This window comes from Arenibacter echinorum (assembly GCF_003259375.1).
Taxonomy (GTDB): Bacteria; Bacteroidota; Bacteroidia; order Flavobacteriales; family Flavobacteriaceae; genus Arenibacter; species Arenibacter echinorum.
In genome coordinates this window covers 122,227-138,692 of record NZ_QLLN01000009.1, presented here as the reverse complement: position 1 = coordinate 138,692, position 16,466 = coordinate 122,227, and the positions used below count along the sequence as shown (strand labels likewise).

9 protein-coding genes are annotated in these 16,466 nt (G+C 38.5%); all 9 read right to left on the bottom strand.

The genetic code is table 11. From position 1 onward, the window contains the following. Positions 1 to 748: 748 nt before the first annotated feature. Positions 749 to 1,699: a metallophosphoesterase gene (locus LV92_RS19935; protein ID WP_245946443.1), complete on the bottom strand. Its 951-nt coding sequence runs from the start codon at positions 1,697 to 1,699 to the stop codon at positions 749 to 751. 1,768 nt (positions 1,700 to 3,467) lie between these two features. Continuing rightward, on the bottom strand, positions 3,468 to 5,795 hold the full coding sequence (locus LV92_RS19930) for a GumC family protein (protein ID WP_111625367.1): 2,328 nt from the start codon (positions 5,793 to 5,795) through the stop codon (positions 3,468 to 3,470). A gap of 222 nt (positions 5,796 to 6,017) precedes the next feature. Then, complete coding sequence (wecB, locus tag LV92_RS19925; RefSeq protein WP_111625366.1) at positions 6,018 to 7,106, bottom strand: non-hydrolyzing UDP-N-acetylglucosamine 2-epimerase; 1,089 nt, start codon at positions 7,104 to 7,106, stop codon at positions 6,018 to 6,020. A 293-nt stretch (positions 7,107 to 7,399) separates the two neighbouring features. Further along, complete coding sequence (locus LV92_RS19915) at positions 7,400 to 8,692, bottom strand: hypothetical protein (RefSeq protein ID WP_111625364.1); 1,293 nt, start codon at positions 8,690 to 8,692, stop codon at positions 7,400 to 7,402. Then, positions 8,689 to 9,804, bottom strand: coding sequence for a glycosyltransferase (locus LV92_RS19910; protein ID WP_111625363.1), 1,116 nt, complete (start codon positions 9,802 to 9,804; stop codon positions 8,689 to 8,691). Before LV92_RS19910 ends, LV92_RS19915 begins: the two co-directional genes overlap by 4 nt. 42 nt (positions 9,805 to 9,846) lie before the next feature. After that, positions 9,847 to 11,424, bottom strand: a complete 1,578-nt coding sequence (locus LV92_RS19905) for a heparinase II/III family protein (protein WP_111625362.1) — start codon at positions 11,422 to 11,424, stop codon at positions 9,847 to 9,849. A gap of 54 nt (positions 11,425 to 11,478) precedes the next feature. Continuing rightward, the gene (locus tag LV92_RS19900) at positions 11,479 to 13,596 is read right to left on the bottom strand and encodes a bi-domain-containing oxidoreductase (protein ID WP_111625361.1); all 2,118 of its coding nucleotides are present in this window, start codon (positions 13,594 to 13,596) and stop codon (positions 11,479 to 11,481) included. Between the two features lie 44 nt (positions 13,597 to 13,640). Beyond that, a complete protein-coding gene (locus tag LV92_RS19895) occupies positions 13,641 to 15,044 on the bottom strand; it encodes a phenylacetate--CoA ligase family protein (RefSeq protein WP_111625360.1) in 1,404 nt (467 codons plus the stop codon). A 438-nt stretch (positions 15,045 to 15,482) separates the two neighbouring features. After that, entirely contained in the window at positions 15,483 to 16,463 is a 981-nt protein-coding gene (locus LV92_RS19890; protein ID WP_111625359.1) for a hypothetical protein, read from the bottom strand. Between the last annotated feature and the right edge of the window lie 3 nt (positions 16,464 to 16,466).

Here is a 16,466-nt window from a genome sequence, read left to right as displayed (position 1 = left end):
CAATGAATAAAACGAAACAGGGCCGAAAAGACAAGGTACAGTGTACCTTGGATTAGAGGAGCCAGCAGCAGCGAAGGCGAAGGCGCCTTCTTCAAGGCATTTTTTCGACACCGAGGTCGAAAAACCCAGGCCGAAACTCTGCGTCGTCCCTCAGGGGACTCCTGATATCAGAGCTTTTCCATCGCGCCAGCTGGCCCCTTGCAGTAAATGCAAATCGTTGCATTTACTTCTCGGTCCTATGCTGCGGTTAAGGATTTTGGCTGCGCCGCCTTTGATATTTTTTTATTAGTGAACTGAAAACTGTGCAATAACAAGCTACTATTGGCTCCCGATAACTATCGGGATGGCTAATGGCTTTTGGCTAAAGAGCTCTGACCACTGACCACTGATTACTGTTCAATGTATACTGTGAGTGCTTCTCGATACAATTTTGCTCCACTTCGTTATGCAAAATCACCCGCCTGATGGCGAGGCAGGCTCGAAGTGACGGGCGATAGGCATTTTGTATCGAGAACAGGATTGGTGCATGCCGTTCACTTCTCGATACAATTTTATTACGCTGCGCTACATAAAATCACTCGAAGTGACGGACTGGCTACTGTTCACTGCTTACTGACTACTGACTACTGATTACTGTATTCTGCGAGTGCTTCTCGATACAATTTTGCTCCACTCCGTTATGCAAAATCACTCGAAGTGACGGGCAATAGCCATTTAGTATCGAGAACCGAGGGCTTCTGGCTGAAAACTACTTAATTCCCAACCTTCTAGAAAGCTCCCGGCCATGGCCATGGACAAAAATGGAATCTTTTTTGAATTCTACGGTGGAAAAGGCAGAGGTGCTATCGGTTTCTACCATGCCTTTAAAAGTGAGGTAATGCACTCCGTTTCTTTCCATATAATCCCCATTGTGGTTATGCCCGTTAAAATAGAACTTCACATTGGGGTATTTGTCGATCAGGGAAAGGAGTTGGGTGCTGTTCCAAAGACGGTGGACCTTATCCTCGCCCATTACCGGGAAATGACAATAGAACCCCACATTTTCATTATGCTCCGTGGCCAGTTTTAGCTCACTTTTCACCCATTGCAACTGCTCATGACTTAATCCACCGTTCCAAGTCTGAAGATTGGGAAGGTCAGATGTTGAAAGCAGGGTAAAGAGGGAGTCGGTCTGTGCTATTTTCTCGGGAGTTATGGCACCTTGATAGCTGAGATCGTTGCCATCCAAAACAATAAACCGCCAGTTGTTTTCCACCAGGCTGTAGTAGCGCTGGGTGAGGTTCATTTTGTTCATGACCTTCGATTTCAGGGAGTCGGCCACACTAAAATCATGATTGCCCAGGACGTGGTATTTCTTGGTCTTTAAAGCGTTCCAAATAGGTAGGACCGTATCAAAACTACTAAAATCCCGATCTATGAAGTCGCCCAAATGAATGGCGTAATTCAATTCTTCTTTATTAAGTGCGGTAACGGCTTGCTTTAATTTATGGGGGGAGTTTTTATAAAAGCGTGAAGGGGAGGACTCGCAGTAGCAGTATTGACAATCGGCAATGATGCCAATAGACAGATCCTGTTGAGGTATATCTTTTTTTTCCTTTGTTCCGCAGGCGGTGAATAGGGCCAGTAGGAGGATACTTAATTTATTTTTCAATAGGGTCATAGGGTAGTGGGGTTCTTTTAAAATGTCTACTACGACCAAATATAGTTTTTTTTGGTTTTATAGTTAGTGTGGAGGAGATTGGGTGTTTTTAGCCGTTAAGAATCAGGACGCATTAATGTCTTACTCAGTATTTAGAGCTGTCTTCATTGCGTTTTGACCATAATCTAACATCACGTTTTGTTTAGGAAGTTTGTTCATTTCTTTTGCACGCCCAAAAGAAACGAACCAGGGCCGAAAAGACAAGGTACAGTGTACCTTGAATTAGAGGAGCCAGCAGTAGCGAGGGCGAAGGCGCCTTCACCGAGGTATTTTTTCGACACCGAGGTCGAAAAACCGTGTGCGAAACTCCGCGTCGTCCCTTTATGGGGACTCCTGTTCTCGGAGCTTTTCCATCGCGCCAGCTGGCCCCTTGCAGTAAATGCAAATCGTTGCATTTACTTCTCGGTCCTATCCTGCGGTTAAGGATTTTTGGCTCCGCCGGTTTAAACTGATTACTTTTATTTCAATCTTAATCGACTGATAACTGATAACAGTTCACTCACTTCCGGCTACTTCGATTTCGACTACGCTCAATCTCTGTTAAGACATTCGTCATTGCGAGGAGCGATAGCGACGAAGCAATCTCTTCACAGGAAGAAGCAGATTGCCGCGCTACGCCTCCCTATCGGTAGGCAAGCTCGCAATGACGGGTTTAATTCTATCGTCAGTTCGAGTGCTTCTCGATACTATTTTGCTCCACTTCGTTATGCAAAATCACTCGAAGTGACGGGCGACAGGCATTTTGTATCGAGAACCGAGTGCTTCTCGATACTATTTTGCTCCACTTCGTTATGCAAAATCACTCAAAGTGACGGGCGATAGGCATTTTGTATCGAGAACAGGTTTTTGCACGCCGTTCACTTCTCGATACAATTTTATTGCGCTGCGCTACATAAAATCACTCGAAGTGACGGGACTTTCAACATTGAACATTAGCATTGTTTATTGCTAAAAGTCAATTTTATACTGTGAGAAGTAGATTGCAGCGCTTCGAACCCCTTCCGTCTTCTCCTCTGTCGAAGCCACCTTTTCCTCCCGCTAAAAAGCGGGACAGGCCAAGCTAGGGGAAGGAGCTTTTTTCGTTGTTCCAAAAACCTAGAATATAGAACATTAAACCGTCAACTTATTAATGTTCCTATATATTTCGATTTCGACTACGCTAAATCTCCGTGAGGGCATTCGTCATTGCAAGGAGGGATAGCGACGAAGCAATCTCACCATTAGAACAAGCAGATTGCCGCGCTGCGCTCGCAATGACGTCAGTTAATAATGTTGAAGACACAAACTATTGGCTTTTGGCTAATGGCTTTTGCCTAAAGAGCTCTGACCACTGCCCACTGATTACTGCTCACTGAAATCCCTTCTCGATACAATTTTATTGCGCTGCGCTACATAAAATCACTCGAAGTGACGACTTTCAACAGAAGACTTTAGTCTAGGCTCTAGATTCTTCCTACGCTAAATCTCCGTGAAGACATTCGTCATTGCAAGGAGGGATAGCGACGAAGCAATCTCACCATTAGAACAAGCAGATTGCCGCGCTGCGCTCGCAATGACGTCAGTTAATAATGTTGAAGACACAAACTATTGGCTTTTGGCTAATGGCTTTTGCCTAAAGAGCTCTGACCACTGCCCACTGATTACTGTTCACGGAAATCCCTTCTCGATAAAATTTTATTGCGCTGCGCTTCATAAAATCACTCGAAGTGACGGGACCTTGAACATTAAACTTTGAACTTTAAACTGTTCATTGAAAACTGTGCACTGTTTATTGTTCACTCCCATACCCATAACCATACCCATAATTATAGCCTTTGGCCTTGCCATTGCCTACACCGTTGACCACATAGGCCATGTTTTTCAGTTTTTTGGTTTTGTGCAGGTTTTTGGAGAATTCCAATAGGCGCTTGTCCGTAAGGCCAGAGCGAGTGACGAATACAGTGGCATCTGCGAATTTGGAGATCAGGAGGGTATCCGTGACCAACATGGTTGGGGCGGTGTCCACTACAATATAGTCGAACTCCTTTTTGGCAGCGGTGATGAATTTTTCAAAGGCGGAACTGGAGAAGAGCTTTGGTGTATTGGGGGATATGGACCCTCCAAAGCAAATTTGCAAGCTAGGATTGTCTGCACCACTGGCTACCACGCAATCTTTCCAATTCATGCCGGGATCGTATAGGTAGTCGGACAGGCCTTTGTGATTGCCACTGATGTTATAAAAGTTGTGTAATTGCGGATTGCGCAGATCAGCCCCTATGAGTAAAACCTTTTTGTTAAGGCTGGCATGGGCTACGGCAAGGTTGTAGGACAAAAGCGTCTTGCCTTCGCCCTTTACCGAAGAGGTCACCATAATTACCTGGGCTTCGCCCTTGTTCTTTTCGGGGAGCAAATAGTCCACATTGGTACTTAGGATACGGAAAGATTCTGCCATGATGGAACGGTCATTGGCCTGTAATTTCTTTTTAACCTCCTTAAAGAACGGAAGTTCGCCCACTACAGGGATATCCGTAGTTACTTTTTCTATATCGTTGCGGTCGCGTATTTTGGTATCCAGGGCAAAGCGGATATAGAGCACCGCAAAGGGCAGGAACATCCCTGCCAGTAAGGACAGCGCATAGACCATGGTCTTCTTGGGCGATACCGGAATATCATTGGTTAGTCCGTAGTCTACCACCTTAACCGTGGGCGCGGTTACCGCATAGCTTATGGCGGCCTCCTCGCGTTTTTGCAAGAGCAATAAAAAGAGGTTTTCCTTAATGCTCTGTTGGCGTTCTATGGAGCGCAGCATTTTTTCCTTTTCGGGCAATCTGGAAAATACGGAGCCGGCCCGGCTTTCTTCCAGTTTTAATTGTCTAAGCGAATTTTTTAATTGGGTACCGTAGATGTTCACGGATTTTATAATGTTGACCTTGGCGCGCTCCAATTGGGCGTTCAGATTCTGTAGGGTAGGGTGGTTGGTACCCACGGTGGGTAGGAGTTTTTCCCGTTCCAGGGCCATTTCATTATAGCCTACCACCAGGTTGTTGAGGCTGGCGTTTTCGATCCCGATATTGGCGGGCAAGAGGCCGTAATCACTCTGATTGATCACCGTTTCTTTCAGGATTTCTGAAATGGAAATCTGGTTTTCCAATTTTATCACTTCTTCCTCGGTCTCGGACTTTCTTTGCAGGGACATGCCGGCATCCGCCTCAATATAGGAGAGGCTGTTGGAGCGTTTAAAGCTTTCCTTGCCGCCTTCAATAGAATCCAGTTCCTGACCCAGGTAGAGAAAGCGTTCGTCTATAAAATTCAGGGTACGCTGGCTCACCAATTGACGGTCCAGGATCCCGTCTTGGTTAAACTTTTCTATTAAGGTATTTAGAATGGCCTCGTTCCTTTCCATGCTTACACCTTCTAGGGAGAGGGAGAGGATTTCACTGTCCTTATTGGTGGCCTGTACTTGTAGGTCTTTGGCCAATTGCAATACCGTGCTTTTTAATGGACTTAGCACCACCTTATAAGTAATGCCCTTGTAAAATGAGGGATCGGTACCGCCTACCATACGGATGCTAAAGGGCAGGCTATCCACTTCCTGTTCAGAGGCATTTAGAACTGGGGTATATGTTTTTTCCTTAGAGTCGGTAATGGTAATGCCCTGCTCATCCAACTTAATTAAATAAGGTTTGGGGGCTTGTAGGCTATCCGCTACTATCCTCTTGGTAATCTGGAATGGCGGGGCCCAGATCTGGGTGGTTTTTACATTGCCCACCACATAATGTGTAACATCCAAATTAAGTTCCCTGACCACTTGGGATAGGATACGGTAGGACTTTAAAATCTCAATTTCATTTTCTAAGTTGATCTTGGAACCTCCGCCCAACAGGGAAAGAGCGCTGGAAGCAATATCCACTTCTTGGGATTCGTCTATGATCTTAATTTTGGCTGTTGAACTATAAGTAATAGGAGCATAACGCATATAGGTTACTCCCAGTCCTATGGTGATAATGGTGGCGAGGATAAACCAAGGCCAATACCGCAGGTATTTTTCAAGGATTTCCTTAATTTGAAAGGATTCTTCTTCCTCAAAATGTTCTATACTATAAGGTGCTTCTTTCATCTTATTCCACAAATTTTATTTTTGGACCTCTTTAAAAAGTAGCCCATAAAAGCCATTTAATTGCTATTCTATTAATTTTTTCACTTGGTTATTAAGTACTTTGGCACGATATTGACCAATAAAAACAAAGCTCATTTTGAACCTCTAAGCCAAAATCATTAAGTTGTACTTAAATCGCAAAACTACCGCTTTTTTAGCACAACTTAAAAATGTTTAACCCCACTATAACTTTAATATATGGCCTACGATCCTTTCAGCGGTTTTGCCATCCCACAAGTGGGGAATACCTCCCGTTTTCCAATTCCCGGAGAACAATTTCTCCATGGCTGGGGCTATAGCTTTTGGATTGGTGCCAATAAGTTCGTTGGTCCCTTCCGTGATGGTCTCGGGACGTTCCGTGTTGTCCCTAAGGGTCATACAGGGTACTGCCATAACTGTGGTTTCTTCCGTAATTCCCCCGGAATCCGTAAGCACTACCTTGGCCCTTTCCACCAAATAATTAAATTCCAGATAGCTTAAGGGTTCCACCATATGTAGTCTTGGATGGGCTATTCCCATTTGTTCCAATATTTTAGCGGTACGCGGATGTACCGGAAAAATTAGGGGCAGGTCTTGGGTATGTGCTATTATTTCATCTATGAGCGCTTTTAATTGGGCTTCTTGATCCACATTGGCAGGACGGTGCAGGGTCATCACCAAATAATTCTTGTCCTGTAAATCAAGGCTTTTCCAAATAGGGGGTTTTATAAATCTAGGGCGTTGTTTTAGTAAGGTGTCTATCATAGTATTGCCTACATAAAAAATACTTTCTTCCTTTACCCCACTATTTCTTAGGTTGCAATTGGCATTTTCAGAGGTGGTAAAAAAGTAATTGGTAATGGCATCGGTTACCAAACGGTTAATTTCCTCGGGCATGGACCAGTCGTTAGATCTAATACCCCCTTCCACATGTGCTACTTTGGTGTGCAGTTTTTGGGCGGTAATGGCACAGGCCATGGTAGAGGTAACATCGCCTACCACCAGGACCAAGTCTGTGGGGTTGGCCAAGAGTTCCTTTTCAAAACGGACCATAATATTGGCCGTTTGTTCTGCCTGTGATCCGCCACCGGCCACCAAGTTGGCATGGGGCTCGGGTATGTCCAGTTGTTCAAAAAAATCGCTGGACATCTTTTTGTCATAATGCTGTCCAGTATGCACCAAGCGATAGTCTATTTCTGCTCCATTTACCTTGGCGGCTTTAATGGCATGGATAATGGGTGCGATTTTCATGAAATTGGGTCTAGCTCCGGCAATCAAGGTGATGTTCTTCATTTATATTATATGCTAATGATTATGCTAAATTTTAAATTTATTTTGGTCAAAACCCTTTTCTATATTGCTCCACGTATATGGGTCAACATGTTAACGGCCAATTTTTTTCGATCAAAATCCAAGGCCAATTTATACCCTCCTTTTTTATATGTTTACTTAAAATCTTGTTGTAATATCATTTCCAATTTGTCCAAGAAATCCTGTTTAGTAAAATGCCCGCAATTATCTTTTAAGATTGACTTATTTATATTAATCCTCGTTAAATGGGATTATTTTTTAGCACAATCTTTAATTTATTTCTTAACCTTAAATTCGTCCAATAAATAAGTGTGTAATTTATTTAGAGGAAATTTTGACGATGGAATCTTATTAGCTGTATCTAAAACATAACCTATTCCATTATGTTCTCCATTTTTTATGGCTACAAAGGCAATATATTTTCTAAAGTTGTCTATTTTTAGGGTACCTTCTATTGAAAAATTATCACTAATATTGGCAGGGTAAGTTAATTCTATAAAAAGGCTTTTCCCTCTGTTATCAATTGTAAAAATATCTTTATTATCTAAACAAGCCTTGAAAGTAGTTATTATTTTTTCTGCCGTTTTAGCCTTATCCACAGATGAGAATTCAACTAGGAAGTCTCTTGACATTTTGGGTATTACCTTTGTATAATCCTTAATACCTATAATTTCTAAAAACCCGGCATGATCTTTTATGCGCCAATAATAAGTTAGATGTTTATGAGGCTGTTGATGAAGTCCAGTAGCAATTATTAATCTTACATTTAACTCTAATAAGTGGCCTAAGACTATATCATAAACTTTTAATATTTCAAAAAGTGGATCCTCTTGTTGTGGACAATACCATTCTGGATTTTTTAAATCACCTTTATATGCTCTTGAATTGAACATATAGTGATGTTGAAAATGAGCACCGGAATTCAAAAAAAGATTAGAGAAGTCCGGTGGATTCTTCTTCCATTCATATAAAAAAGCATCTGCCAAAAGCTTATCAAGTATCTGTGCTTTTATACCTGTTTGGGATTTTAATTTAGCCAGCTTAATTATATACCAACCATAGTCTATAAGGGATGTATATTTAAGTAACCCCTTGATCAACGCCTTAATACTTTTGACAGTTAATTTACCATTGGCATTATCATTTACAGCTTGGGATATAGCAAGACTTAATTTTGTAAAGGTTTTATTGCCTGAAGCCTTGGTTTGAGTCCAAGGGTCTGGAGCAAAAAAGAGTGGTTTTTTTAAGCGATTGTCAGCATTAAATGGACTAACCGCTCCTACAGTGTATCCGTTACTTTCAATTTTCTCAAAAATTTGCATTAAATCTTTTCGGTTGACAATATCTCCTAATCTAAATACTTGATGTTCATCGAACGTCTTTCCCGTATATATAGTTACCCACTGAATCCATGGTTCCAAATTTTTATATTCCTTTTCTGAGGTGGTTTCACGATAACCTGATTTTTCAAACAATTTTTTGAAATTAGATAATTGACCTTCATTTATATAATATTTGATATAATCAAAATTGATTTCGTTTAAACCTAAGAGTATAACTTTTTTCATGATGTAAATATTTGCAGATTCTTCATAATTGATTTTTCACGGATATATTCATTACCAACCAGGATATTATTTATTTCACTTAGACGACAGTTATTTTGATTAAAATATCTCAATATATCCGCTAAGTCCTTATTTGTTTTAAAATAATATACATTATCAAATTTTTTCAATACATCGATTGCAATTCCCTCTCCAGAGTAAATTATGGGTTTATTTGTTGTTAGCATTTCAAAAATCTTAGAAGGAACGGCAGTTTTAAAATTAGGATCCAATTGAGCAAAGAGAATATCAGCCTCTCCATATTTTAGGGGTATTTGTTGGAAGGAAATTTGTCCCTCAAGAAAAACATTGGTGACTTTATTTGCACTTAAATAGGATTCAATACGTTTATAATCATTTCCATGTCCTATTATTCGAAATTCATATTCGGGATAATTCCTAATTATTTTTATAAAGCGTAATAGATTTTGTGCAATGCCGACGTTGCCAATATATGATATCACTTTTATTGATTTCATTTCAGGTTTGGAATTGTCGTCAGGACATAATTTTAAGTAGTGTACCTCAGAAATTCCATTAGGAATTACAACAGGCTGAATTTTGGCGTTTACTTTAACCCAATCGGCCTCAAAACTATTGGTGACTATTACTGCTTTATATTTAGGAATAAATTGTTTAGCAAAAAAAGATAATATTGATTTTGCAAACTTATAAACAAAGTTCTTTGATTCTAAGTATTCCCAATTCAAATCTCGAATGTCTAATATTTTTTTTGCTTTATTTTTTTTCCAAAATGGAAGAAATATCAGTGCATAAAATGGGATACTAACAAAAATTATATCTTCGGCTCCAGAAAGCCTTTTAGACAATTTATGGACCAAAGCAAATTCTCTTATAAAACGGATTATGAAATTATCTGATACCCGACCATTCCAAAAAACATAATCCAACTTTACAGAAGAATTAAGCATCTCCCTATGCATGGTATGTTCTTCTGTAGTCAGCATTATAATTTGTATTGAGAAGTATTCCGAAAGCACATTGGCATAAGCAAATATTCGGTTTATAGTTGCTCCTTTCTCGTATGTTATAAAAATTTTTAATTGCTTCATTTTTTCTGTTAAGGTCAATATCTTCTTATAGAATTACTGGTTTTAGTGCTTGAGTAGGTTTATCTTTATTTCTGAGAATCCATTAATTCCAAACAATATTTTTTTTGCAGGAATTAATTTATTAAACCCTTCAGCAAAAAAATAATCGGAAAGCTTAATATTCACTGTTTTTAAAAATTCAATTTCAATCAATTGATCTACATTTAATATGTTATTCTTTAAATCCAATTTAGTACTAGGATGAAAATGCAAATGACCCATTGCCTCGCAACCAATAGGAATATCAAATAAATTGTCCTTAATAATTAAAGTGTTATTGATTCTTTCAAAGCACCTTTCATGTACTATTCCCAAATTTTGGAAACCATTATGTGAAGCTATAATGCTATCAACTTCATCTTTTAAAATAGTTACCTTGGCCCTCCTGGCCACTCTAAAACCACTCCAAACTTCAGAAGAGTTTAAATCATTTATCGTTACTGTATTATGAGAACTAGTAGATCTTTCCACCTGCCTGCGTTCATTTTTTTCATAAGTACTAATACCTGTGTCAACAATAATAGGTTTATTTTTATACTGCAATAGAAATTGTAAGCTATCGGCGTTGGCATGTGCGGGTATATAATCTGGGCCTATTTTACCTATGTCTATAATAAATTCTAAAAAATTATAATACCATTTCCGATATCCCGATTCTTTCAAAACCGTTTTTGTCCATTCTAATCCTAAATAATTGGCATAGGTGAACAATTCCTTTGATGACGGTGCAATACCACGGGCAGCATCGTTTACCAGGGGGATATCACCATTTTCATAAGTGATGGTTTGTAACCAACCCAACATTCCTTCTGCCTTTGTTTTAAGATAATCCAATAACCCGTCTTGTTTCCACGAATTAAGTTTTAATAGTTGTACGGAATCTAAAATCCGATGTAATATAATTTGATGGTACATAGGACTTAGTTCAAAATGCGCTCCATCATTTAATATTTGTTCGTTCAATTCACTTTTTAAGATTTTAGCACCCTTTTGGTAGTATTTTTCATTCTTAAAATAAACCGCTCCAAAAAGCAACGAAAAACCGTTCTCCAATAAATGATTTCCCAATAAATGATATTCCAAATTATCAACCAGTCTTAGATAATCGTTAAATAGGAATGTATTGATATCTGTGTCCTGAATCTTGTTTTTAGATAAAAATTTCACCCAATTAATGCCGCGTAAGGATAGGGGATAGGGCTCTAAAGCATCTTTAAGGCTATCTTTTTTTTCAATAAAATCTTTAATTAATACTAAGCCGTCTTCTTTGGAAATTCGCTTTTGGTTCAGAAATTCGAAGTAGTTAAGGTTATAGGTCCATAACTTACCATATTCCGAAAAATTCCAGTCGATAACTTCGAAGGATTTTTCAAGGTTTAGAAATATAAAGCGATTGTTGTCCTGCCAACTATTCTGGTATAACAAAGGAGTATCCCAGGCTAAACTTGTTGTTTCTGGAAACTGATCAGCATATTTTTTGTGGTACAGCCTATTCCTTAATTTATAATAAACCTGATAATACATTTGCTTAAAGCGCATATGTTTTATGGTGTTGAATAGGAGCCGTAGTTTTTGAATCATATACTGTTTTATCCTTTGTTTTGATTAGGATGTTAATTAATAGTAATCAGCGACTTATAGTTTTATCCACTGCCCGGATTTTAAACTTTGAAGGGCTGCAAACGAGGCTTTGGTGGTGTTAATTACACTATCAAATGGAATAATAGGATACCCTCCATTTTTTTGTTGTTCTACGAGTTGTTCAAATTGATTAAAATGGCCTTTGTCCTGTTTTGAACTGGATTTGGAAAAGCCTTTAAAGCCGAAAGCTTTTAGTTTTCGCCAGTTGTCCATCACTAGGGTACGCTCCTGCGAAAATACTTCCACACGTTCCTTGGAATAGGCCTTGGATCCATTGGAGAAATAATTGATTACCGCATTGGATCCGTTTTCATATTGTAATAAAATGGAAGCATTGTCCGTGTTTTCCTCCGGATTGCTTCCCATGGCATTCATACATACTGCAACCACTTTGCTCCCTGTTAAATAGGAGCATAAGTCTATATAATGACAGGCTTCCCCCAAAATTCTACCACCACCTATTTCCATATCATGTACCCAAACATCGGCTGGGATGGCACCTGCATTCATGGTAGCAACAATATTCATAGGACTCTCATCCGAACCCAAAAGCTTTTTCATCTTTATGGCCAAGGGGGCGAAGCGTCTGTTGAATCCCACTGAAACATTTACTTTGGCATCCTTATAGGCGGCAACGATATCCTCCAATTCCGTTTCCTTTATGGCCAAGGGTTTCTCTACAAATACGCTTTTACCAACCTTAATAGCTTCCAAAACCATAGGTGCATGCATATTATGGCGGGTAGTGATCAACACCAGATCTACCTCTTCATCTTTTAGAATTTCCGAATAATCCGTAGTAGAATTGGAAACAGCATACTTTTTGGCCATGATGGTTCCTGTAAGCCCTCCTGAACTGGCAATATATTTTATGTTGGCCTGTATTTTTTTAAGGTTGGGCAAGATGGTGGAACTGGTAAAATTCCCGGCACCTACAATCCCAATAACCCCTTTTTGGGCCTTAAACGACCTTTGGTCCATAGCAACTACCGACTTTTGTTCGGCATTGTTATCATAAATTAGGATGGAGGCTATGGAGTTGGGATTGTTCATATTGCCATAAATGCTCTGGTAATCATTTAAGGAAATTCGTTCCGTTATCAAGGGTTCAACCTTTAACACCTTTTTGGAAATGGCATTTAAAACGGCTTCAAAATTTCTTTTTTCCGTCCACCGTACATAGCCAATGGGGTAGTCTTGTCCTTTTTGCTCGTAATTATCATCATAGCGGCCAGGACCGTAGGAACAAGACACTTGAAATGAAATCTCCTTTTCGTAAAAATCGGCCCTACTGATGTCCAGGCCAATGACTCCTACTAAAATAATGCGGCCTCGCTTGCGGCACATTTGGGCAGATTGGGAAATAATTTCATTGCTTTTGTTGGATGCCGTAATAATTACTCCGTCTGCGCCCACACCATTGGTATAATTCTCCAAAAACTTAACCTGATTCGTTCCTTCGCCAGGATTTATGGCCACAATTCCTTTTTCTTTGGCCATAGCTACCTTTTTGGCATCATAGTCAAAGCCTATTACATTACATCCGTTGGCCAATAGCAGCTCTGCTGTTACCAAGCCTATAAGGCCTAGACCTACCACTACGATCGTTTCTCCAAAGGTGGGGTTTAACAATCGAATGCCCTGTAATCCAATAGCACCTACTACGGTAAATGCAGCCTCCTCATCGGAAACGTTATCGGGGATTTTGGCTACCAAATTTTTAGGGATACATACAAATTCGGCATGATTGCCATTGGAAGCTACCCGGTCACCAATTTGGAATTCCGTTACCCCTTTACCCACGGTGACCACTTCTCCGACGTTACAATACCCTAAGGGTAGGGGTTGCCCCAACTTATTAAAGACAGCATCCAAGGTGGGTTTTAAGCCGTCTGTCTTTACCTTATCCAATACCATTTTTACCTTATCTGGCTGCTGCCGTGCCTTATCCAAAAAATTGGCTTTACCAAAATCGACCAGCATACGCTCGGTACCCAAGGATACGAGACTTCTAGTTGTTTTTATAAGTACGGACCCTCCCTTTACCTTTGGTACTGGTACTTCCTCTAAAATAGTGTCCCCTTTTTTAAGGTCTTGTATAATTTGCTTCATTTTAACTTTCTTATGCTTGATATTAAAAATTGGTAATCTATTTATTATATATGTACTTCTATATTATTGATGTCTATGTAGGAAACAACGGCCTTAAATTTTCCCGAGTCCGTACGTTCTATTTCATCCACATATTCAAAATTCACAACAATGCTGGAACTGATCCATTTCCGGACCTTTTGCCTTAAATGTATTTCGTTCCAAGTTGTATAACCTGGGCGTTGCACTATTCTAAAGACAACTTCCCCTAATTTATATTGCACAATCTGACACTCCTGTATTTCTTTAGTATCCTTAAATAGATAGCTATGGATCTTCATGGTTAGGCCTTCTGGAGTAATAATAAAATCCTCGTTTCTCCCGTCAATGTTTACGATAGTACTGGAATTGCGGCCACAGTTACATTTTTCGGTGGTCCAAGTGGCGGTATCCCCTACATTATATCTAATAAAGGGCATGCCGTAATTGGCAAAACCAGTAGCCAATATTTCTCCCGAAAAGGTGTTTGGTGTCAAAAGCGTTTTTTGATTCGGTTCCAAATGGCCAAATTCAAAGTCTTCATGATAATTGCCATGTTTACATCGTGTGGCGTTACCAGCCCCTTCGGAAAATCCGTAATGATCGGTAACAATACATTGCAATACCCTTTCTATACAGAATTTCTGATTTGCCAATAATTTTTCAGCCCCGGTGAAAACAAATTTTGGAGGGTTCTTTATTATTAGCCCTAAACTTTCCACGATATGACAAAAGGAATAAATAATGGAAGGATAGCCAGAAAAGAAAATAAATTTCTCTTGATCTATGTAGTCTATAAAAAACTTAATATTCTCGTCCTTAATATGCTGCATATTTACCAAATGCTGGTTAAGCGGTTTGTTTACCCGCCAAAAAGGGGGATTAACTTGCTGTATGGGGACAGTTATTTTACCTATAAAGCTCAGGCTTTTGTCTCCAAAATTCACTCCATATTGTTGCCTTAGCCGCCACCAGAGTGCCCATTGAAAGTTAATGGACCGTTTGGTAGTGTAGAAGTCCAATGCCATCCCGGAACTGCCACTGGTCTGCCTGGGGTACAATTTTCCATCTGGACTTTTGTTGGATACCATCTCTTTCCAATGTTTCCTAATTTCTGCTTTTTTTAAAATGGGTATTTTCTTGGCGTCCTCCAATTCCTGAATATGATTTAGCGATAAGCCTGCCTTTTTATATTTTTCCTTATAAAAGGGTACCGTGGTAAAGGCATGTTGGTAAATTTGCCGTAATTCCCTTAATTTATAGTCATATATTTCCTGTTCTCCCCAATACTGGGATTCTTCCAGCCATTCCAAATAGGTGAAAAATTCTTTAGAAAAACGTTTGTTTTTTTCAATAAGGCCATAGGCAGTACAGAACAGGTTTTGTACGTATATGGGGGAATTTTCGTATATGTAATCTTTAAATCTCATATTAAATCAGCACTGTAATATCAACAATTCTTCTAGTATATTTTAAAACTAATTGTAGGTCTATTTTGAATGATTATTTATTCTTCAATGAATGTTAAAACAATTAATTTCTATTTGCCCAATTATTGGTTCTTGCATAATTAATTTTGTCCATAACTATCTTATTAATAATAATATTAGCAATGGAATCCTTGTAATGAAATGGATCCGTGAAATTATCTTTACTTTCGGTCATATTATTGGGGTAATCAAAATCATATAATAAACCTAACTTGCTAAGGTCCTTTTTAAACCTAATTTCTGCTTCCTTAAGTCCGAATTCATTTACTTTATACGACGGCCCGTACGAGTAGGAGGAATAAAAAAGCTAAGCTTTATATTTTTATTTTGGCAAAACTCTGATATCATCAATCCATGAATTTAATACGATCTCTACCTTTAATTTAATGTATTGTTGTGAGTACTTGCTTGAATTGTTTTATGAATTATTAACTGTTCCTCTATATCTTCTAATAAATTATTTCTTAATATTTGATTAAACCAAATTGAAAACTTGTGAGCTCCTTTATAGTTTAAATGCTCCAAATCCGCATATTCATTATTTTGTAATGGGAATGAAGCCAAATCAAGAAACTCAATATTTTGAAAATATGAATTCTGAACCCTTTTAAACTCCTCTTCATGAAATTCAGCCAAGTATTTAGTGTGAAGGGGACTTCTTATTAGGAATACTTTAATACCATTTTCATTACATAATTCTACAATCTTTTGAAGATATTTTAAATTCGTTTCTGAAATATCCTTTTTATTAATTTCATTATTCTTATTATTTGGCACTTTATTATTAATTAAAGAATCAATTTTGCTGTAATCTAAATAATTATAACCGCCAAATCTGGTGTTTGATAAAAAGTTTTTTTTTATAATTAGTGAGCTTAAGTAGGTATAACCAATTTCTTTTATATACCTACTTGGAGGACAATTTAGAATGGATTTTGAATTATTCTCCATAAGTAATTTAAAATCGGAGTAATCCAAAAGTGAAAAAAAACGAGGAAAATTTTGTTGAATATGTTCGTTATCCCAAATCCAAGAATCCATATTTTTTTCTATGTTAGAATTACCAAATTCTATAAATACCGCTTTTAGCGTTTTATTATTTGGTATAATTTTATTTGCCTTTAAATACGTATAGAAATATGATTCTCCCGATTTTCCGAGATTTACCAAACCTGAAATTTGAGAGTCATTAAATGCGCATTCGGGATGCGAATGACCTAGAACAATGTAATCCGTCTTTTTAGGCAATTTCCAATATTTTCCATTATTTATAATTATGAAAGAACCAGCAAAAATAATAACTATAGGAATTATTAGATATGTTATAAACGATATAGTCTTACCAATAAATTTTCTCATATT